The following is a 20,385-nucleotide window of genomic DNA, read 5'->3' on the forward strand; positions in this document are numbered from 1 at the left end:
GCCAAGACCTCCCATGCACGCGCCGCGGCCCGGCGCGCCGCCGGGTCGCGATGCGTGGCCAGCGAGGCGACGAACGACGCAGCGAGATGAGGAGAGTCCAGCAGGGCCGTCCGTACGGAAGGGTCGGGGTCGTCGAGCAGGCGGGCGCACACGTCGTCCGGCAGTGGTGCGACTGTCGTACGCGGGTCGCACCACTCGGGTCCGTACGCGAGAGCAGCCCGCACCTCGGGGGAGGGGTCGTCGGCGAGCCGGGCCCGCTGCGCGGGATCGGTCCTGGCGCTCATCGCGAAGTCGATCCGGGCGCCCGGGCTCGGGTGAGCCAGGATCACCGCGACGGCCTGCTCGGGAAGCCCGGCCCGCTGCAGGGCGTGACGGGGTGGTCCGTCGCCGCCGTCGAAGGCGAGCAGGCGCAGAAGCAGTGGTGTGGGCAGCGCCGGGTTGCGGGCGACTCCGTCCAACGCGGGCGCGTGGAAGGCGACCACGATCCCCCGATCTCTCCGTCGACCCCTCGGCCTTCACCGACATTGCCATTCAACGGAAACCATCTCATGGGCGAAGACCGCGGCGACCTCTTACGCGAGAGCCGGTGCCTCAGGGGTGTGCCTCCCGCGCGGCCGCCCTACGTCCCACCGCCTCCGGAGCCGACCGGGTGGACCCGGGTGTCGGAGGCGGGGCCGGGCGACGACGATCGGGACGGCACGATGTCCGGCCGACTTCCTGGGCAGGTGGATGCGGACGGCGCCGGCCGACGCGGTCGAGTTCGGACGAACCGTGCACTTCGTGAGCCGTCGCACCGTCACTCTCCCGTGCAGCCTGAGCGGACAGCGATGCATGGCAGCGGCAAACGCGCTCCCTCGGCGTGCGAAGCTGCTCGGTCCTGCCTAGCGTCGGGGCATGAGCGTCAGCACGCCCTCCCGTGTCAACGGTGCTGCGGTCCTCGATCAGCCGTATGTGAGGCGCCGGGTGCTCGGCGCCGTTCCCGCATGTCGCACCGGCCGCCCTCGGCAGGACGACCGTCGGTGTGCGCGGCCGACCTCCGGTACGCGACGCAGACAGAGACGAGGAAGGCCACAGTGATGAACCCTCCGTCCTCCGCCCCTCCGGTCGGTCAGGAGCACGCCGATGCGATGGTCGTGTTCGGCATCACCGGTGATCTGGCGAAGAAGATGCTGCTGCCCGCCCTGTACGAACTGGTCCGCTCGAACACGTTGACCGTGCCCGTGTACGGGGCGGGCCGCAGCGACTGGGACGACGACAGGCTCCACCGACACGCCCGGGAGTGCGTCGAGGCGGCGGCCGGGCCCGTGGAGGAGGCCGCCCTCACGCGTCTCACCGGTCTGCTCCACTACGCACGCGTCGACTACGAGGACCCCGTCACCTTCGCGGACCTGGCCGCGACGCTCCGCCCGTACGGGTTCGTGGCGCATTACGTCGCCGTTCCGCCGGCCGTGTACCCGACGATCGCCCGGCGCCTGGGCGAGGCCGGGCTGCACACCGACGCCAGACTGGTCGTCGAGAAGCCCTTCGGGCACGACGCCGCCTCCGCGCGTGAACTCCAGGACCTGCTCCTCGCCCACTTCCCGGAGGATCGGCTGCGCCGCGTGGACCACTTCCTCGGCAAGGAGGTCGTCCAGAATCTGCTCACCCTCCGCTTCGCGAACCCGGTCATCGATTCACTGCTGCACCGCGATCGCGTGCGGAGCGTGCAGGTCACGATGGCCGAGGACTTCGACGTCGCCGACCGTGGCGGCTTCTACGACTCCACGGGCTGTCTGCGTGACGTCGTGGAGAACCACGTCTTCCAGACGTTGTCCTACTTCCTCATGGAGGCCCCGCGCAGTGCCGCGGCGTCGGACATCCTCGACGAGCGGACCCGGGCCCTGCGAGCCATCCGCACCGTGCTGCCGGGCGACTACGTCACCGGGCAGTACGAGGGCTACCAGGACACCGAAGGTGTGGCACCGGCGTCACGGACGGAGACGTACACGGCGCTGAGACTGTTCGTCGACACCCCCCGCTGGTCCGGTGTGCCGTTCACGGTGCGGGCGGGCAAGGCCATGGCGGCAAGCGCCATCGAGCTGATCGTCGAGTACGACCGTGCCGTGCCCGGCTACTTCCACACCCGTGAGGCCGAGCGGGCCGCCCCCGACCTGTTGCGCCTGCGCATCAGCCCCCGGCCGGGGTTCACCTTCTCCCTTCTCAGCCAGGACGCAGGCGGGACGACCGAGCTCCGCCAGGACGACGCGGTACTGGACTTCTCCCATCTGGACGGCAGCGACGTCGGCGCCTACGTCCGCGTGCTCCGCGACACGCTGTCCGGTGACCCCCGCCTGTTCGTGCGCATGGACATGGTCGAGGAATGCTGGCGCATCGTCGGCGACATCCTGGATCCCGTGAACGGACCGGTCACCTATCCGGTCGGCGGCTGGGGCCCGGCCGAAGCCGACCGCCTGGTCCCCGGCGGCCACTGGTTTCCCCTGGAACAGGTGCGGCAGCGGGACGCGTCGTGAGCAGCATGAGCGACATGAGCGGTCCCGGGTCCGGCGCCGGCCCCGACAGGTCCGGTGCCGGTGCCAAGGTGTGGGTGTGGGCGGGCGTGACCGCCGCGCTGACCTGCGTGCTCTACGGGTACAGCAGCGGCATCGTGGCCGGTGCGCAGCTGTTCTACGTCCCGCACTTCGGCCTGTCGACCACCCAGCAGAGCTTCGCCGTCTCCTCCTTCCTGCTCGGCGCCGCCTTGAGTGCGCTCACCTCCGGGCGCATCAGCGACCGCATCGGTCGCCGCCGCATCCTGCTCCTCAGCGGGCTGCTGTTCGGCGTCGGTCTTCTCGCCTGCGCGCTGGCTCCCGGCTTCGCGCTGTTCCTGGCCGGCCGCATCGTCCAAGGCCTGGCAGCGGGCATCGCGTCGGCCCTGGTACCGGTCTACCTTTCGGAGATCTCCGACGCCCGCAACCGCGGCCGCATGGGCCTGCTCAACCAACTGGGCCTCACCCTCGGTCTGCTCCTGTCCTACGTCGTCGCCCTGGTCCTGTCCGCCTCGGGTGACTGGCGCTGGATGTTCGGAGCGGGCGCCGTGGGCGTGGTGCTGTTCCTGCTCCTGTCCCCCACCCTGAGGGAGTCACCGGCCTGGCACCACAAGAGGCGGGTCGCGGACCGGACCGGGTCCGCCGACGACGAGGGTCGTGCCTCCGTCACCGACCTGTTCACCTCCGCCGTCCGTCCGGCCCTGATCACGGGAGCCGCGCTGTGCGCGCTGCAGCAGCTGTGCGGGATCAACGCCGTGCTGTACTTCGCCCCGACCATCATCAAGACGACCGGCCTGTCGGCGTCGAACTCGATCCTCTACTCGGTGTTCATCGGAGCCCTCAACCTGCTCATGACCTTTGTGTCCGCCCGACTGGTCGACCGGTGGGGCCGGCGCCCGCTCCTGCTGCTCTCCGTCGGTGGCATGTTCGTGACGCTGGTCCCGCTGGGCGCCTGCTTCGTCTGGGACGTCTCCGGGCAGAGTGTGATCGCTCTGGTCTGTCTGCTCGGGTACGTCGCCTTCTTCGCGATCGGTGCCGGACCGGTGATCTGGTTGCTGGTCTCCGAACTTTTCCCGCCGCGGGTGCGCGCACGCGGCGCGAGCCTGTGCACGGCTGTGAACTGGGTCTGCAATTTCCTGGTCAACCAGTTCTTCCTGCATCTGGTGCAGAGCCTGGGCGAGGGTCAGACCTTCTGGCTCTTCGCCGCTCTGTGTCTGCTGGGACTTGTCTTCATCGCCCGCAAGGTGCCCGAAACCCGGGGCCGTACCGACGCCGAGATCGCTGACGCCGTGCACCGTCTGTGAGGACCCAGGCGGGCGCTCGTCGTACGCGTTCCCGGACCGGTGACCGGTGACCGGTGAACAGCGGGGCGCGGAGGGAGCGGCCGCCGGCGACCGAGCCAGGCATCCTCACCCCCGGGGCGCGGGCCGGTGATGGAGATTGCCCGGGGTGCCGCACGGGCTGATCCGCTGGATGGCCCGGCCCAGCGACCAGATCGCCGCCCGCCTGACCGAGCCGGAGCACGAGCACGTCACCGCCGTCGACGACGGCGAGCCGCGGTTCCTGCCCGTCGTCTCCGAGCGGGCCCGCGCCAGGCTGAACCGGATCGCCGCCCGCAAGACCCGCCCGCCCATGCAGTCGGCCCGGCCGCTCGCGCAGCTGTGCGCGTGGTGGAAGGCGAGCGCGATCCCCTCCGGGGTCGCCTTACACCGCCCGGTGGGCCCTGTCCGACCTCACCGCCCGCCGCCGACCCCCGCACCCGACCAGGATCGGCAACCCCTGGCCGACCCCGGCGAGCTGGCCGCGCACCGACGCCCGGGCCAGGACGCGGGGGAGTGGGAGATCCCCCGCATGCCGCTCCCATACGAGCGCGCTGTCCTCGCCGGCGTGGTGGTCCGCGAGAAGCTGCGCACCACCTCCGCCACCGCCGTGCGGGGCCGGGCATACGACGTCGTCACCCACCACCAGGCGGCGATGCCCGAGCAACTGCTCGCGCCCGAGCCGACCGACCCCGAGCACGACGGTCAGGAGCCGAAAGCCGGCCGTAGGGAGGCGATCGACATGTCGGACAAGGAGAAGGTGGCCCGGCGGCAGGGCGCGGCGGTGCACGACTTCCGACCGTGGTCGCGGATCTACCCGGCCACCGGCCGCGAGGGCTGCGTCCCGGTGGCGTTCGTGTTCACCGGCAGGACGGCCGCGCAGCGCGTCAGCCGAATGGGGCGCCTGGAGCAAAGCGCCTGCCGATACCTCGCCGGCGCCCTGTGCCGTGGGCCGATGGCACGGCCGTCGACCACCACCAGGCTGTGCCCGTGGTTGTCACCGAACTGGAGCGGATCACCACCGATGCGGCCAGGGCCGCAGGCGCGTTGAGTAGCAGACGCTGTCCGAGGCTCTGGACAGTCCTGACGGGGACCGGCCGTACCGGGTGGAGCTCCAAGAGGCCCGTCGGCGTCAGGTGGGCGCGAGGCCACGCATCGGGAGGCGTAGCGGCCGGTGTGCACACGGTGCGGCAACAGGTGCACCGACGAACGCCGGCAGAAGGTCAGGCAGCGCTCGTGGCCCGGAGAGTGGGACCGGCTGTGCGGTCCGTGCGCGAGGGAGGACGCCGGCCGAGCGGAGGCTGAGCGCGTCGCGCGCCGCCTGGCGGAGGAAGCCGATCGCGCGGCGGTCGAAGAGGTCGGGGCGGTTGTCGGCGGAGAGGCCCCTCGCCGTTCCGCGGCGAGGGGCGGCGAGGGGCCGTGGGCGGCGACCGCCGGCCTCGAGCGCTCGGGCCGCCGGTCAGGCTGGATCGACTGCGTGGGAGCCGCTGCGGCGGCGCAGGCGCAGGACCCCGGCCGCCACCGCGAGGGCGCCGAGAGCCGCGAGGGTGTCCGTGCTCTGCGTCCACCCGGAGAAGTGGAGGACGGTGATCAGCGGTGCGGTGGCGAGTGCGAGGTGCGCTGTGGTGCGAATGCGGGTGAACGCCTGCCGGCCAGCCAGGAACAGGGCCGCGGCCAACGGCACGCCGAACCTCCACGGGAGCAGCAGGCCTGTTCCGACCGGGTCGGTGACGGTCAGGACGCCCACCAGAAGTACCGCCCACACCGCCACGGCCAGCACTCCTGCCCTGTTCCGCGCTCGAGGGGCCGGACGTAGGTCGGGCGGACACAGGAGCGGAAGAGCGGCGGCCAGGACAGGCGTGATCAGGAAGGCTGCGAAGTCCCAGCGCAGATCCGACGCCGTGGGCCAGGCCGGGTGCAGGAACACCACGGAGCTTCCCAGTGTGCCGGCGACCGAGCACAGCGCACCCGCCAGGTATGGCCCGGCCAAAGCGATCACGGCGCCGATCAGAGTCAGCAGATAGCAGCCGTTCAGGGGTGTCACGAGCGGCATGCCTCCGCCGCCGGCCCCCATGACGTACCAGTTGCTGGTGCTCTCATGGAGGTTGAACGCGGCGTAGGCGGCGGTCACGGCCAGAGCGAACGGAGCGGCCACGGCCAGGAGTCGTCCCCCGGGGCGGGTCGAGGTGAGGCCCAGTCGCATCCGGAGGGCGTGTGCGACGACGTCGGCCGCTTCTCCGAAGCGGGCCCGGCGTCCCGCTCCCGCGGTCGCTTCGCGATAGGCCTCCGCCATCTCGTACCCGAAGGCACGGCGGAACCTCTGGGGATACAGGTGCAGCAGAACGGAATTCATGCGGTGGCCGCCTTGCCGAAGCTGCTCAGGCGCCGGGTGGCCTCACGTGCGGTGGCCGCCATCTGCTCGGCTTCGGCGGCCAGGGCGGTGCGCCCGGGAGCGGTCAGCGTGTACGTGCGGCGCAGCCGACTGTCCACGATCTCCTCCTGGTGGACCTCGATCCACCCCTGCTGCAGCAGGCGCTCCAACGCCCCGTACAGCGTCCCGGTCCGCAGCTTCACCCGCCCGCCCGAGATCGTCTCCACCTCGCGTGCGATCGCGTATCCGTGTCGGGGCTCGTCCGCGAGGGCGGTGAGGACGAGCAAGGTCGGCTCTTGCAGAGCTCGTTGAGTCATGACGATCATCATACTCAGTTCACCGACATATGGCGAACACTGGCCTGTGTGGCCGGGGTGAGGGGAGTTAGGCCGTGTTCACTCGTAGTCGGCCGCTCAACGGTGACGCCCGTCACGAGCAGCTCGCGGTCGGCTTCTGCTCCGCCAACGAAACAGCGGGGGGAGAGAGACCAACTTCGAGTCCCTTGCACGCGACCGCTGGCAGTGGCGGAGATTGGAGGCCTGGCATGTACGTCTTGGTGGGCAGTGGCGAGTGGTCAACGAGGAAGTCCGGCCGAGACTCATCGAATACGCCGTGGCGTGGTACGGGCCCGACCGCCAGGCCCAGTTGACGATGAAGCGGCTCCTCGACGAGGCCGATACGCGCAGTCCGTGGCGGCTGCCCGAGGGTGCCATTCGGCAAAACGCACGATTAAGGCTATGAAGCACTTCCTGATCGACGTGCGTGCCCTGTGCAGCGCGGCGGCCGGTTGTCGCGGGAGTACCCGCCGCCCGGTGCACTGCGCTGGGTCCGCGTGCCGTGACCGCTCCGGCCGGCCTGCTGCGGGCGGGAGACCGTCGACGCGTGGCGGGCTCAGGCTGAAGCAACGGAGTGCCCGGCCGTCTCGACCGGGACGGCTGCGATGCCGTAATCACACCAGTCACAACTGGATCGTCCCGGTTGCCGCTGCCGCCCCATGCCCTCGATTCCGCGTGAGGGGGCTCGTCCTCTCCGAGAGGTGAAGGCTTCGGCACCGAACGCCTGGCGCACCGATGAGTTTCCTGCACTGCGGGGGTCTCATTGGCAGCAACGCACACCACGGCGGTACGGCCCCTACATGAACCGGAGAGACAAGCATGGCAACAGCGCGAGAGCAGTCGGCCGGAGCCGAGGCCCGTGTCACCTCCGCCGACGGCACCGAGATCGCATTCGAGCAGTTGGGCCGCGGGCCGGCCGTCGTCCTGGTTGCCTCGGCACTGGCAGATCGCTCGGACACGACCAAACTCGCGGCTCTCCTGGCCCAGCACTTCACTGTGATCAACTACGACCGGCGTGGACGCGGTGCCAGTGGTGACGCCAGTGCTTACGCCCCCGACCGCGAGATTGAAGACATCGCCGCGTTGGTCGAACACGTCGGCGGTTCGGCGTCGCTGTTCGGCTCGTCCTCCGGAGCGGTCCTCGCCCTGCGCGCGGCCGCGGCCGGAGTCAACGTCGACCGTTTGGCTCTGTATGAGCCGCCGTTCGTGGTCGCCGAAGGCGACGGCGGGCCGCCCAAGGATCTTGCGCAGCGGATCACCGCGCTGCTTGCGGAAGGCCGGCGCAGCGACGCGGTCAAGTACTTCATGACCAGGGTGCAGGGCATGCCCGGCATCGCCGTGTTCTTCATGAAGCTCATGCCAAAGATGTGGGCAAACCTCACCAAGTTGGCTCGCACTCTGCCCTATGACATCGCGGTCATGGGCGATACCCAGCAAGGCAAGCCGCTCGATGTCGAGGAGTGGAAAGGGGTGGCCGTACCCACCCGCGTGCTGACCGGTGGCAAGAGTCCGGCCGCGTTCCAGCGCGCCGCCCTCGCCGTCACCGAGATCCTGCCGCAGGCCGACCACCACACTCTGCCCGGACTCAACCATGGAGCCGTCGTCATGGCTCCGAAGAAAATCGCCCCGCAGATCATCGAGTTCATCAAGGGATGAGCTCGTCGTTCGAGCGGTTCGGCTGCGCCTGGCACCCCTCCTGGTACTCGGAGCGGAGCACCCCCCACCCCCAACTGCCCGCTGACCCCGGGTCGAGAATTGGCTCCAATTTCGGAGCACAGTTTTCCGATTCCGGACCGGCATCCATCAGCAGATCTCTCCAGTCCTCTTTCATCAGCTCCAGGGCCGTAACCAGCCTGTCAGTGTCACCCCTGGATACCATGATGGCGGCAGCCAGGAGACGCTCGCCTGCATCGCCGCCGAACAATTAACTTTCCACGGCGTGGAGCATCGAAATTGCGGCTGCTGAGTCTGCAGGGAATTTCTTCTCAGTCATCCCTGCAAGTCGCCGACCAAGGGCTGTCCCGTAATTGCCGCTCGTCACTGGGCAGTGACGTGTAGCTCCCGGATGTACCAATTGAACTGTGTGCCGTCCTTGCTGTGCGTCTGCTTGCCGAGGGTGAACCCTGCCCGCTGCGCGACTGCGGCCGATGCGGGATTCTCTGGCTCCACCTGAATCACCGCCTCTTCTCCGCCCTCGTTCGCCGCGTACTGGGACGCCAGGAGGACCGCGCGGGTAGCCAGACCACGTCCCCTCCAGGACGGATAGAGGCCGTATGCGACGTTCACCTGTCCGGGAGCCAGTTCCTCTCCCGCGAACCGCAAGTCAACCGTCCCCGCGAGCACCTCGTCGGCTCCTACGCGTATGCCGAAAGCGCGGAGCGGCCCGGCCGTCTCCCACTGTTCCTGGCAGTGCCGGAAGTACGCTTCGATGCCCTCGCGTGTCCCGGGGCCGCCGTTGAGCCAGCGAACGAGCAGCTCATCTTCCCCCGTGAGGTGCGCCTCCACATCGTCCAGGCGCAGCGGGGACAGAGTGATGATCCCGTCGGACAGCTTCACTTCATGCATTCGGTGATTCTCGACGCCGGAGCCGTGCCACACCATCCGATTCCGCCGGACATCGCGAACCGGCTGTGCCTGCAGGGCATCCTCTACGTGCTGCACAACGAGATCGCCTGGCAACGGCTCCCCTTTGAGCTGGGGTTCGGCTCGGGACGGACCTGCTGGCGGCGCCTCGAGCGCTAGCAGGCCGGAGTCTTCGACCAACTGCACCGCTTCCTGCTCGCCAAGCTGCACGCGGCCGGCGGGCTGGACTGGTCCAGAGCATGCGTCGACGGTTCCCACATCTGCGCGAAAAAGGGGGAGCCGACACCGGTCCGTCGCCGGTCGACCGGCGGAAGAGGGGCAGTAAACACCACCTGATCTGCGACGGACGCGGTACCCCGCTCAAGGTCATCACCACCGCGGCCAACATCAACGACGTCACCCAGACCCTCGCCTTGGTCGACGGAGTCCCACCCGTCGCCGGCCGCCCGGCCCGGCCCCGCCGGCGCCCCGAGGCCCTCCTCGGAGACAAGGGCTACGACTCCAACCCCAACCGCCGCGAACTCCGCAAGCGCCGGATCCTGCCGGTCATCTCCCGCAAGGGCAGCCCGAACATCAAGAGCCTGGGCAAGCTCCGCTACGTCGTCGAGCAGATCTTCGCCCTCCTCCACCAGTTCAAGCGCCTCGCCGTCCGCTGGGAACGCCGCACCGAGCTCCACGACGCCTTCGTCTCCCTCGCCTGCAGCCTCATCTGTTGGAGACGCCTCAAGAAGGCGCGTGCATGATCGTGTTACGAGCTCTCAGGGAACGGGACGTAGTGAGCATCCTTGACTCTGCAGCCGAGAGACGGGGTCGGGAGGTTCAAGGGGCGTACATCAACCCCGCAGCACCACCGCCCCAGCTCGACTGGGAAAGGGTGCGTGATCGCTGGAACCGAGGGGAGCTGGACGTCATCCTCACCTGGGACTGAGATCTGAGCGAGATCGAACCCCTCACAAAACGAAGAACTGCCCCTCCCGGCAGCCGCCGGGAGGGGCAGTTCTATGTCTCTCACCTGAGGTAGACCCCTCTACCTCAGGTATGCACTCACTCGCACATGACCTTGGCGGCGTCACGAATCGTCATGTCCAACGTGAATTCGTCCCCAACAAGGTTGATGGTGGTGGCTTCTGTCCCGTTAAGCTCATAAGCCATTGCCGACAGGAAGGGTTCGTCCAGGTTGCCGTGGTCGAGAACGCTGAACTTCAGGGTCTCGTTGAGCGGAGCGCTGGAGTCGACGATTTGCTCCTTCTTCAAGAAGTCCCAGATCGCGTCCATAGCCTTCTGCATCTGCTCGTCTTCGGCCATTTTGGGGCCCCACCTTTCACGCTGTGCGGTTGATTCGTGCACGTGTGTAACGGCGTTCTTGTTCGGCGCGTTACGGTGAGGCATTTGCTTCAGCCAGTCGGAGGAAGCTCGAACAGAGCCTCCGCAGTCTTGGTGTCTCATCGGCCTGGGCGACCTCGCCCAGGCCGATGTCCTGGCTGTCCGGCTACCGCCGCCTCAGCCCTCGCTACGATGGACAGCCCGGCACTTGGTTTGCTGAGCGTTTTCAGCGTTGCCTCTCCAGGGTGAGGACCGCGGCGGCGATGACCGTCATCCGGTTCGGGCTGCAGCGGCTTCGGCGGAAGATCCGCCAGGACTTCAGTCGGGCGACGCCTCGTTCAACAGGAGCGCGGGCGTGGGCGAGTGCCCGGTTCAGCGTCCGTTCGGTCGGTGACAGTTCGCCGCCTGGCGGGCGGCGGATGGCGGTGGTGACCCAGGAGCCGGCGCCGATGTCGGCGCGGTCGGCGACGATCGGGACGCCTTGGCGTTCGCAGATTCGGATGATGCGGTGGGTGCGTGCGGCGGTCAGGTCGTGGACTCGGCCTGGAAGAGCCGGGGAGACCCATAGCAGCCGGCCATCGGGATCGGTGACGACCTGCACGTTCACACCGTGGCGCCTGCGCTTGTGGGAGTAGTCGGCGCGTCCGTCGCCCAGGCGATCGCATTCGCTGAGGGTGCCGTCCAGGAGCACGTACTCGGGATCATGCTCACGCAGGGTCTTGAGCAGGCCCGGCGCCCGGCCGGCCAGCAGTCGCACGACTGCCGTCGTGTAGGCGTGGGCGGTATCGACGGATATGCCGAACCCGGCGGCGATCTGGGCGAGGGTGTCGTGCTTGCGCAGGTAGGCGAGAGCGACCAAGGCCCGCTGGTGCGGCGGAAGCTTGCACCGACGGTCACCCTCACGGGTGACGATGAGCATCGTGACCACTCGACCAGCGCATGGGGCAGGTCGAGTGGGCAGGATAGGGAACCAACAGGGCTCCTGGACCGGCAGGTTGAGACTTCGAACACCTCACCCAACGGCATGGGAGCCCTGTCCGTTGCGGGCATCGGGGCTACCGATGCCATCACCCGATCGGGGGCCCGCTGAAAACGCTCGCTGTCCGCGCTGATTTTCCTGCCGACGCTTTTTCCCATGTGCGGGCGATCCTGGAGGGGAACGCATCCCAGCATGCGGTCTCTGGGGAGTGCCGCGGATGCCATGTCACAACTCTGAGGCGGGGCACTCGCACAAACGAAGCCGCGGGGAGCTGCTGCCAGTGCAGCCCGAGGTGGCCACGAACACGATCGCGGTCAGGACCTCACGGTCGCCGTGACGACACCGGCCACCGCCCTGTGGCCGCGACGGCGCCTCCGGGGCCACCCGCTGGAACAACTCCCACAGCTGATCCGGCACCAGCCGCTCAACGATCCCCGCCACGGCAGCAGCCTATTCGATCAAATGAGATGACTTGTAACGAGTTGGTGCGTGATAGCGGGTGAGGTGCGCGCGGGGCAGATGGCATGATCCGCATGTGTCGATCATGGTCATTCGGGCGGTGCTGGCGCATCGGCTGTTCACTGGGATCTCTCGCCAGCATCTCGCTTGCCTTGTCGAGGAGTTGGCCGCGCCGTGGGAAGCCGGACTCGAGAGTCGACGCCATGCCGCACGAGGAGGAGTCCGGAAGCGGGCGGCGGGTGCCGGTGCGCGCCACCAGCTGGTGTTCGTCGACCGGCTGGTGGCCACGCTGATCCATCTGCGCCATGATCTGCCGCACTCGGTGCTCGGACTGCTGTTCGGCGTCGATCGCTCCACCATCACCCGCGCGATCGGGGAGATACGTCGGCTCCTGGCCGAGTGGGGGTGCGCGGTTCCCCACCGTCCCGGTCTGCGTCTTCGGACGCTGGCGGACGTGTTCGCCTATGCCCAGGCCGAAGGCGTCGAGCTGCGGCTGGACGCCACCGAGATCCAGGTCCGCAGGCCGCCGTCCAACCGCGGCGGTCGCCGTGCGTTCGTCTCCGGCAAGAAGAAGCAGAACACGATGAAGGCCACCGTGATAGCCGACTGGCGGGGCCGCACGCTATGGACCGACGCCCTGCGACCTGGACGTATGCACGACGCCACAGCTGCCCGCAACGAGGGAATCGCCCTCTGTTTCCAGCACTTCCCCGACGTCGAGGTCCTCCTGGGCGACGGCTACCTGGGCCTGAGCCGCGACCACCGTGGGCAAGCGATCACACCACCCAGAAAAAACCTCGCCCGGGAGCGTTGCCCGGCAGAGTCGAACAGTGGGAACGCGACCGCCACGGGCACTCCAGCATGCAACACCGTGCGTACCGCACTTCCAAGAGACACGCGCCGTAAGTTAGTTGAGGGTTTGGTGGAGGGTGGTGAAGAAGTCGGTCATGGCGCGTGGTGAGTCGGGTGTGGAGAGTCCGGTCTGGGTGAGGAGGATGCCGGTGAGTTGGTGGGTCGGGTCTGCGTAGGCGGTGGTGCCGGTGCCGCCGAACCAGCCGTATCGGCCGACGGGTGTGTAGTCGTCGCGGCTGGTGTTCACCGACATGCCGAATCCCCAGCCGGCGGCTGTGCCCTGTCCGGACGAGAGGTGGGCGACGCTGTCGAACATGGCTGTGCGGGCGGTCATCTGTGCGGGGGTGAGGCGGTTGGTGGTCATCAGTTCCACGGCGGCTCGTGACAGGATGCGTGTGCCGTTGTGCATTCCATGGTTGAGCAGCATGCGGAAGTAGGCGTGGTAGTCATCGGCGGTGGAGGCGAGCCCGCCACCCGCGCCCTGGAAGACGGGGGGTGTGCTGAACATTCCTCCTGCGGCTTCGTCCCAGACGGTGAACGCGCCTGTCTGCGGGTCGGGTCCGTACAGGGGCGGCAGGCGGTCGATCCGGTCGGCGGGGACGTGGAATCCGGTGTCGTTCATGCCCAGCGGATCGAGGATCCGCTCACGCAGGAACGTCTCCAGCGGCTGCCCGGTGACGCGGGAGACGAGGACGCCGGTCACTTCGTTGCTGAGGTCGTACTGCCAGCGCACGCCCGGCTGGTACTGCAGCGGCAGCTCGCCCAGGCGGCGCATCCATTCGTCCTGGTGGGGCGCAGGGCCGGAGGCCACGCTGTAGTCGAGGCGTTCGAACGTCGCGGCCCTGATCGGTGAGGTCATCGACTCGAAGTCGGTGCCGAGTCCGAAGGTGGAGGTCAGCAGGTCCCGTACGGTGATGGGCCGTCGCGCTGCGACGGTGTCGTCCAGCGGGCCGTCGGGCTGTCTCAGGACCTGCCGGTCGGCGAGTTCGGGCAGCCACGGGTCGACGGGGTCGTCCAGCCGCAGCCGGCATTCGTCGAGCAGGACCATGGCCGCGGCCATGGTGACCGGCTTGGAGGTGGAGGCCATCCGGAAGATCGTGTCCCGGCGCATCGGCGGGCCGCCGTCGTGGCGCATCGTCCCGATCGCCTCGACGTGTGTGTGGTCGCCGCGGCCGACGAGGGCGACGAGGCCGGGGATCTTGCCGGACTCCACGTGCCGTTCCAGGACCTCGCGCAGTCGGCGCAGCCCTGCTCCGGTGAATCCGCTGTCGTTCGTTGCCATGACGTGTCTCCCGTTCACGGTGTCGTTTGCCCGCGGCCGCCCGCCGGGGGCCGCGGGGCCCCCGGAAGGGGGCCTGGCAATGAGGCTGCACCCTTGACCCAGGGTCAAGGTCAAGAGCGGGCCGGGCGCGCTATCCTCGCCTCCGCGGCGACCCGCGACAGCAAGGAGCGTCAGGGCGATGGCGGACGGGCTCGGGCTCACGATCGGTCAGGCGGCGGCGTACGTCGGCGTCACGATCAAGACGGTGCGGCACTACCACCGGCTCGGCCTGGTCGCCGAGCCGGAACGTGACGCTGCCGGCTACCGCCGCTACCGCTCGGACGAGTTGTTCCGGCTGGTGCAGGTGCGCACTCTGGCCGCGGCCGGGGTGCCGCTGGCCGAGGTCGGTGACCTCCTCGACGCCGACCCCGAGACCTTCGCCGCCACCTTGGAAGAGGTCCACCGTGAGCTCACGTCGCGGATCGAGGAGCTGACCGCCCGCCGTGACAGGTTGCACCGTCTCGACCACGGAGACCGCGCCCTGCTGCCCGACCGGGCCTGCGCGGTGCTGGAGGAGCTGGCCGGACTCGGCTTCGACCCCGGTTACGTGGCCGGTCAGCGCGAAGCTCTCGTGCTGACCCGGGCGCTGGTACCGGAGATCTTCGACGGCTTCGTGACGTGGCTCGAGCAGTCGCTCGCCGATCCGGAGACCGTCGAGCTGACCAGACGCGGCTGGGAGGCGAGGAACTGGGATCCTCAGGATCCGCGGATCGAGGAACTGGCCTGCGCACTGGCCGCCAAGCTACTGGCCCGCCGCGACCTGCTGTCGATGCCGTCCGCGTTCGGCACCCGTTCCGACGCCGCGACCCGCTACGGGGTGGTCAACCACCACCTGGAGGACCGAGCCCCGTCCGTGGCCCGCCTGAACGCCCTCGTCGAGGCGGAGCTGCGCGCCGCCGGCATCGCCGTGCCACAGCAGTGACCGACAACCGCGGAGGCGGCCGGCCACACCCAGAACACCGGGGGCGTCCCCGGCACCTCCGAGGCCGACGACAGTTTCGGCACCGCCGTCCACCGCCGTCCACCGCCGACCTCGGCAACGACGGCAAGGCCGAAACGGTCGTCGGCATCCCCGGCGAGAACTCCGACGGCTGCGCCTGGATCGCCCGAGGCTCCGCCTCTGGCGCCACGTGCCGGACGGCTCGGCCGACCTGTGCGGCAAGAACACCGGCATCACCGTGGGCGAGCACAACGCCCCCTTCGGCGCCGCCCTCACCAGCCCCCACCTGGAGAACCGACCCGGAAACGGCCCTCGCGCAGCCGCAGCCGCAGTCGCAGCGGCAGCCGCAGCGGCACCGCAGGCGCGCCCGCGCCCGGAGTTACGCGCTCGACGCTTCGGCACCGGCCCGGACGAGCACCTCGTGCTGCGCGGGTCCGCAGCACCCCCCGGGAGGCCGGCGGCTGCGTGGAGCGGCGCGCGGGGCGCCGACGTCGAGCACCACCACATCGGCCACCCCGTCCTGCCCGCCCCCCCCCGCATGCCGCCCGCGGCTTCGCGCACACCGTCCCCGAGAAGACCGACCGGCAACGGGCACCGGCTGACGCGTGGTGGCACCGCCTGCGGTGCCCTCCCATGGCGACCGTTGACCAGGCGCCGTCGCCGCCGCCGAACTCGTCGCCGTCGCCGACTTCGTCGCTGCCGTCGCCGCGGACGTGCACGAAGACGAGATGTGGCCGCCAGTCCGCTCGCCCAGCCCCGTCAGAGGTCTTGACCACTCGATTGGTCTGGACCATGCTGTGGCGCGCTCCACCCCGATCCCCACCTTCGGAGGCAGTCGTGGACCGCACCAGACCCCTCACCCTGCTGCTGGTGGGCGCGCTCACCGCCGGCGGGCTCGCCACGCTCACCCCCGCCGCCCAGGCCGCCGACTCCGAACTCGCCCGCAACGGCGGCTTCGAGGCCGGCCTGGACGGCTGGAACTGCACGGCGGGCAGCGCCACCGCCGTCACCACCCCCGTACGCAGCGGCACCAAGGCACTGCAGGCCACGCCGGCCGGCAACGACAACGCCAAGTGCTCCCAGACCGTCACCGTGAAACCGAACTCCACCTACACACTGAGCGGCTGGGTCCGCGGCAGCTACGTCTACCTCGGCGTCACCGGCACCGGCACCACCGACGGATACGCCTGGACCCAGTCCGCCCCCGACTGGCACAAGCTCACCAAGACCTTCACCACCGGCGCGAACACCACCTCCGTCACGCTCTACACCCACGGCTGGTACGGCACCCCCGCCTACCAGGCCGACGACCTCTCCCTCCTCGGTCCCGGCGGCGACCCGGTCCAGACCCCCGCCGCCCCGACGGGCCTCACCGCCGGCACCCCGACCGCCACCTCGGTGCCCCTCAGCTGGCCCGCCGTCACCGGAGCCACCTCCTACAACATCTACCGGAGCGGGAGCCTGCTCGGCACCACGACCGGCACCCAGTACACCGCCACCGGTCTCAGCCCCAGTACCGCGTACTCCTTCCAGGTCTCGGCGGCCAACAGCGCGGGCGAATCCGCGAAATCCGTGGCCGTCACCGCCACCACGGCCACCGCAAACGGCGGGGGAGGCGGCGACCTGCCCGCCCGCGCCCTCGTCGGCTACCTCCACGCCAGCTTCGCCAACGGCTCCGGCTACACCCGCATGGCCGACGTACCCGACTCCTGGGACGTCATCAACCTCGCCTTCGGCGAACCCACCTCGGTGACCTCCGGCGACATCCGCTTCAGCCTCTGCCCCGCCGCCGAGTGCCCCGGCGTCGAAGCACCCGCCGACTTCAAGGCCGCCATCAAGGCCAAGCAGGCCGCCGGCAAGAAGGTCCTCATCTCCATCGGCGGCCAGAACGGACAGGTCCAGCTCACCACCCCCGCCGCCCGCGACACCTTCATCTCCTCCGTCTCGAAGATCATCGACGAGTACGGGCTCGACGGCCTCGACATCGACTTCGAGGGCCACTCGCTCTCCCTCCAGACCGGCGACACCGACTTCCGCAACCCCACCAGCCCCGTCGTCGTCCACCTCATCCAGGCGGTCAAGGCCCTCAAGGCGAAGTACGGCGCGAAGTTCGTCCTGACGATGGCCCCGGAGACCTTCTTCGTCCAACTCGGCTACCAGTACTACGGCTCCGGCCCCTGGGGCGGCCAGGACCCGCGCGCCGGCGCCTACCTGCCCGTCATCCACGCCCTGCGCGACGACCTCACCCTGCTCCACGTCCAGGACTACAACTCCGGCCCCATCATGGGCCTCGACAACCAGTACCACTCGATGGGCGGCGCCGACTTCCACATCGCCATGACCGACATGCTGCTCACCGGCTTCCCGGTCGCCGGCAACACCGAGCGCTTCTTCCCCGGCCTGCGCCCCGACCAGGTGGCCATCGGCCTCCCCGCCTCCACCCAGGCGGGCAACGGCCACACCAGCCCCGCCGAAGTGAACAAGGCCCTGGACTGCCTCACCAAGAAACAGAACTGCGGCACCTACCAGACCCACGGCACCTGGTCGTCCCTGCGCGGCCTGATGACCTGGTCGATCAACTGGGACCGCTTCAACAACTGGGAGTTCAGCCGGAACTTCGACGCCTACACCTGGAACTGACGGCCCACCCCGCGAGGTGACGACTCGGCCCGTCACCTCGCGGATGTCCGGCCCGGCCGACTCCGCCGTGATCACCGAACACGGCTGCAGCCTGCGCGCGCAAAGGCGGGTCTCGAGCGCTTTCGCATCCAACCGATCGGCTGCGCAGAAACACGCCAGGCTTGACCTCCGTGGTCCGTGTTCGGCCCACGGACCGGGGGAGTGTGCGCCAAGAAGCCCCCTGGCTGATCACGGCCCGATCCGCGTCCTCTGGCACCCGCCGCAGAAAAGAACCGCGCCCACCGAAACACCACAACCCCAGCTGACGCCGCCCCGGACCCCGCCCACACGCTCTGCCCAGGCCGGGCAGCAGAATGTAAGGCCACCAGCGCCCCCGACTGCCCGGCCACAACCGCCCTGCTGCGCTCAGGTGCTGGCGGTGGGCGTGCGCCGTGCGCGATGGCCGTGCGCGATGGCCGGGCGCGCGGGAACGTCATGAAGTGGCGTGACTGCCTCGGTCGAGTTCCTCCAGAAACTGTCTTTGATCGTCGAGAAATCCGTCAGGTCCGGCTGTGCGTCAAACGCCTGGTGGGCGAAGGTCGATTCACCCACGAAGGCCGAAGCCGCAAGGCGGAACTGCACGCCACTACGGACACCATGCGTGCCCTCGCCCCCAACGCGGACTTCCTGCGGCACGCCTTCCAACAGGACGCCGGGCTCGCGCCCTGGGACGGTGTCTGGCACCTGGCCGCCTTTGCGGTGCCCGAATCGGCGCGCGGTTCCCGGGACGCCCTGCGCGAGACACTCGTCCGCCTCGGTGGCGCCCCGCTCCAGGGCGGACTGTACGTCTGCGCCAACACCTGGGAACCGTACGTCGAAGAAGCAGCCCACCGCCTCGGCGCCCACGACGCGCTCACCCTCCTCACCACGACAGACCTGCGCAAGGGCGACACCCGAGAGCCTGCCGAACTCGCCCGCAGTCTGTGGCCCCTGCAGGAGATCGCCGACCGCTACCACCGCCTCAGCCGCATCACCCGACCCCGCCTCGCCCAGCTCACCGGCCCTGTCGAACTCTCCCCGGCCGCACTTCTCACCATCGCCGTCGAGCTGGCCGCCGTACTCACCCGCGCCATGGACCCCGACCCACTGCTGCCGCCCCAGCTCGTGCCGCACCCCTGGCCCGGCGCCCAGGCCCGAAAGCTCCTCGCCCGGTCCTGGGCAGCCCTGTCCGAACGCGGCCACGGCAAGGCCCACCCGGCCCTCTTCCGCCTCTACGCCGACATCACCCGAGAAACAACTGAACCGGCCGCGCATTGAAGAGGCACCAGAGAGCGCACCGGCACCGCATCGGCCTGCGCGCGGACAGGGACCACCCCCTCGACCAGTGGGCCACCGATGCCCGAACCCAGTGCCGCTCCGGCAGATGGTGCGGCAGTTGCTTCGGGGCCTTGGTGCCGTACGGCACCAAGGCCCCTCCACGCGTTCCACACAGAGGTGCCGATGACAGCAGACGGATTCGTCCGGCCGTCTCGACGACGACCCCTACCCCGCCTACACGATGGGCCGGGCCGCCGACATGCTCGGCACCACCCCCGGCCTTCTCCGCGCCCTGGCGAGGCCCGCCGCATCACCCCGCTGCGTTCCGAGGGCGGTCACCGCCGGCACTCCCGCTACCAGCTACGCATCGCCGCCCCCGCCCGGAAACTCGTCGACCAGGGCACCCCATCGAGGTCGCGTGCCGCATCGTCATCCGCCAGGACCAACTGGAAGAGGCCCAGCGCATCAACGCCGAATACCGCCGCGTCGCCCCATCGGCGAGTCCGACGACCGCGGCCTGACACCGCGACAGACGCCGCTGCAACGGCCGGCATGTCCAAGCAATGGTCCGACGACCGCGCCGCTTTCCGGGCCCGCCGAGCTCATCGATCGCAGAGCAGGCACCCGAGTCAGCTGAGCGCCTGGTCCCGGCGCTGTGCGGGAACAAGTACCAGGTCTGCGTGGTAGGTCGAGGCGCTGAACACCGGAATTCCGGCGCGGGCCAACGGCGTGAGAACGGCGGCCAGCAAGCCCGGCTCGTCGAGTCCGTGGTTCGGATCGGCGTCATACAGGGCGATCCAGTGATCGGTCGACGATGGCGAGCTATCCGCGGAACGGATCACCGTCAGGCCTTCCGGCGCTCGCACCAGGGCAAGCCAGTCGTCGTCAGGCGGTTCGTGCAGCTCGGGGTGGTGTTCGAGGGCCAGGACCCCGTCCAGCACCCGGAGCCGATGCGCCGGGCGGGTCGGGTACCGGCCCAGGTCGACGGTGAAGGCCACACGGTCGAGTCCGGGGCCGTCGTAGTCCGGCTGGGTAGGTGCGGCCGTGAACCCGAGCCGGGTGTGGAATGCCTGAGAGGCGGTGTTCTCCGGGCTGGTGATGCAGTGCACATACCGGCGGCCGTGGGCCCGCACGAGCGCGAAGAAGGCACGGTAGAGGGCGCGCCCGAGTCCCTGCCCGTGCAGCGCCGGGTCGACGCCGACGAAATGCACGTAGGCGATCTCCGGCTCGGACTGTGACATGAAGCCGACGAGGAACGCGCTGAGCTCCCCGTCGGAGCGCTCGACGAGAAAGCTGGTGGTGGTGAAGTGCTGAAAGTACAGGCGGGGAAGCAGCAGCGCGCGCTCGATCACTCCTGCCTCGCCCTTGAGTCCGCCCCACCACCTGTCCAGCACGGCCAGCACCCGCGGGTGATCGGCGGCATCAGGGTGTCGGGCCGTCAG

Annotated in this window: 16 protein-coding genes and 5 pseudogenes; 11 read left to right on the forward strand and 10 right to left on the reverse strand. The window is 69.4% G+C overall.

The genetic code is table 11. From position 1 onward, the window contains the following. Positions 1-482 (reverse strand): annotated as a pseudogene (locus HW445_RS00780) (Mucin-2); the annotation flags it as partial. A 594-nt stretch (positions 483-1,076) separates the two neighbouring features. Here HW445_RS00780 and HW445_RS00785 point away from each other — a divergent pair. The 3 genes from HW445_RS00785 to HW445_RS00795 all read left to right on the forward strand — a co-directional run bounded on the left by HW445_RS00785 (position 1,077) and on the right by HW445_RS00795 (position 4,895). Further along, entirely contained in the window at positions 1,077-2,510 is a 1,434-nt protein-coding gene (locus HW445_RS00785; protein ID WP_180219072.1) for a glucose-6-phosphate dehydrogenase, read from the forward strand. A gap of 14 nt (positions 2,511-2,524) precedes the next feature. Beyond that, the gene (locus tag HW445_RS00790) at positions 2,525-3,829 is read left to right on the forward strand and encodes a sugar porter family MFS transporter (protein WP_180219073.1); all 1,305 of its coding nucleotides are present in this window, start codon (positions 2,525-2,527) and stop codon (positions 3,827-3,829) included. A 145-nt stretch (positions 3,830-3,974) separates the two neighbouring features. Further along, positions 3,975-4,895, forward strand: a complete 921-nt coding sequence (locus tag HW445_RS00795) for a hypothetical protein (RefSeq protein ID WP_180219074.1) — start codon at positions 3,975-3,977, stop codon at positions 4,893-4,895. A 408-nt stretch (positions 4,896-5,303) separates the two neighbouring features. Here the strand turns inward: HW445_RS00795 and HW445_RS00800 are convergent, their stop codons facing one another. Then, positions 5,304-6,197 carry a hypothetical protein gene (locus HW445_RS00800; protein ID WP_180219075.1) on the reverse strand — a complete coding sequence of 298 codons (894 nt, stop codon included), beginning with the start codon at positions 6,195-6,197 and terminating at the stop codon, positions 5,304-5,306. Next, on the reverse strand, positions 6,194-6,532 hold the full coding sequence (locus HW445_RS00805) for a PadR family transcriptional regulator (RefSeq protein WP_180219076.1): 339 nt from the start codon (positions 6,530-6,532) through the stop codon (positions 6,194-6,196). Before HW445_RS00805 ends, HW445_RS00800 begins: the two co-directional genes overlap by 4 nt. A gap of 837 nt (positions 6,533-7,369) precedes the next feature. On the opposite strand from HW445_RS00805, the gene HW445_RS00810 reads away from it, so the two are divergent. Next, complete coding sequence (locus HW445_RS00810) at positions 7,370-8,206, forward strand: alpha/beta fold hydrolase (RefSeq protein WP_180219077.1); 837 nt, start codon at positions 7,370-7,372, stop codon at positions 8,204-8,206. Positions 8,207-8,587: 381 nt separating this feature from the next. Here HW445_RS00810 and HW445_RS00815 read toward each other — a convergent pair whose 3' ends face one another. Beyond that, positions 8,588-9,115 carry a GNAT family N-acetyltransferase gene (locus tag HW445_RS00815; RefSeq protein WP_180219078.1) on the reverse strand — a complete coding sequence of 176 codons (528 nt, stop codon included), beginning with the start codon at positions 9,113-9,115 and terminating at the stop codon, positions 8,588-8,590. Between HW445_RS00815 and HW445_RS00820 the strand changes: the two genes are divergently transcribed. Beyond that, entirely contained in the window at positions 9,110-9,292 is a 183-nt protein-coding gene (locus tag HW445_RS00820) for a transposase (RefSeq protein ID WP_180219079.1), read from the forward strand. The genes HW445_RS00815 and HW445_RS00820 overlap by 6 nt on opposite strands. 80 nt (positions 9,293-9,372) lie before the next feature. Further along, complete coding sequence (locus HW445_RS00825) at positions 9,373-9,876, forward strand: IS5 family transposase (protein WP_180219080.1); 504 nt, start codon at positions 9,373-9,375, stop codon at positions 9,874-9,876. 301 nt (positions 9,877-10,177) lie between these two features. Here the strand turns inward: HW445_RS00825 and HW445_RS00830 are convergent, their stop codons facing one another. The 3 genes and pseudogenes from HW445_RS00830 to HW445_RS00840 all read right to left on the reverse strand — a co-directional run. Continuing rightward, entirely contained in the window at positions 10,178-10,438 is a 261-nt protein-coding gene (locus tag HW445_RS00830; RefSeq protein WP_180219081.1) for a hypothetical protein, read from the reverse strand. Between the two features lie 244 nt (positions 10,439-10,682). Further along, positions 10,683-11,430: pseudogene (locus HW445_RS00835) on the reverse strand (transposase family protein). 269 nt (positions 11,431-11,699) lie between these two features. Beyond that, a pseudogene (locus HW445_RS00840) lies at positions 11,700-11,876 on the reverse strand (transposase); the annotation flags it as partial. Positions 11,877-11,979: 103 nt separating this feature from the next. Between HW445_RS00840 and HW445_RS00845 the strand changes: the two are divergent. After that, positions 11,980-12,755 (forward strand): annotated as a pseudogene (locus HW445_RS00845) (transposase family protein); the annotation flags it as partial. Between the two features lie 46 nt (positions 12,756-12,801). On the opposite strand, the gene HW445_RS00850 reads toward HW445_RS00845, so the two are convergent. Beyond that, positions 12,802-14,028, reverse strand: coding sequence for a serine hydrolase (locus HW445_RS00850; RefSeq protein WP_180219082.1), 1,227 nt, complete (start codon positions 14,026-14,028; stop codon positions 12,802-12,804). Positions 14,029-14,206: 178 nt separating this feature from the next. Here HW445_RS00850 and HW445_RS00855 point away from each other — a divergent pair, with 178 nt between their 5' ends. Next, positions 14,207-14,989, forward strand: coding sequence for a MerR family transcriptional regulator (locus HW445_RS00855; RefSeq protein ID WP_180219083.1), 783 nt, complete (start codon positions 14,207-14,209; stop codon positions 14,987-14,989). An 855-nt stretch (positions 14,990-15,844) separates the two neighbouring features. Further along, positions 15,845-17,647, forward strand: a complete 1,803-nt coding sequence (locus tag HW445_RS00860) for a carbohydrate binding domain-containing protein (protein ID WP_308798030.1) — start codon at positions 15,845-15,847, stop codon at positions 17,645-17,647. Between the two features lie 405 nt (positions 17,648-18,052). Here HW445_RS00860 and HW445_RS33060 read toward each other — a convergent pair whose 3' ends face one another. After that, positions 18,053-18,268, reverse strand: coding sequence for a hypothetical protein (locus tag HW445_RS33060; protein ID WP_257230741.1), 216 nt, complete (start codon positions 18,266-18,268; stop codon positions 18,053-18,055). A 15-nt stretch (positions 18,269-18,283) separates the two neighbouring features. On the opposite strand from HW445_RS33060, the gene HW445_RS00865 reads away from it, so the two are divergent. Beyond that, a complete protein-coding gene (locus HW445_RS00865; protein WP_257230742.1) occupies positions 18,284-18,943 on the forward strand; it encodes a PaaX family transcriptional regulator C-terminal domain-containing protein in 660 nt (219 codons plus the stop codon). Between the two features lie 183 nt (positions 18,944-19,126). Continuing rightward, positions 19,127-19,464: pseudogene (locus tag HW445_RS00870) on the forward strand (MerR family transcriptional regulator). A 108-nt stretch (positions 19,465-19,572) separates the two neighbouring features. Here HW445_RS00870 and HW445_RS33065 read toward each other — a convergent pair. Then, complete coding sequence (locus tag HW445_RS33065; protein WP_308798031.1) at positions 19,573-20,346, reverse strand: GNAT family N-acetyltransferase; 774 nt, start codon at positions 20,344-20,346, stop codon at positions 19,573-19,575. Between the last annotated feature and the right edge of the window lie 39 nt (positions 20,347-20,385).

Origin of the sequence: Streptomyces sp. UH6 (assembly GCF_013421635.1) — a bacterium.
GTDB lineage: Bacteria > Actinomycetota > Actinomycetes > Streptomycetales > Streptomycetaceae > Streptomyces > Streptomyces abyssomicinicus.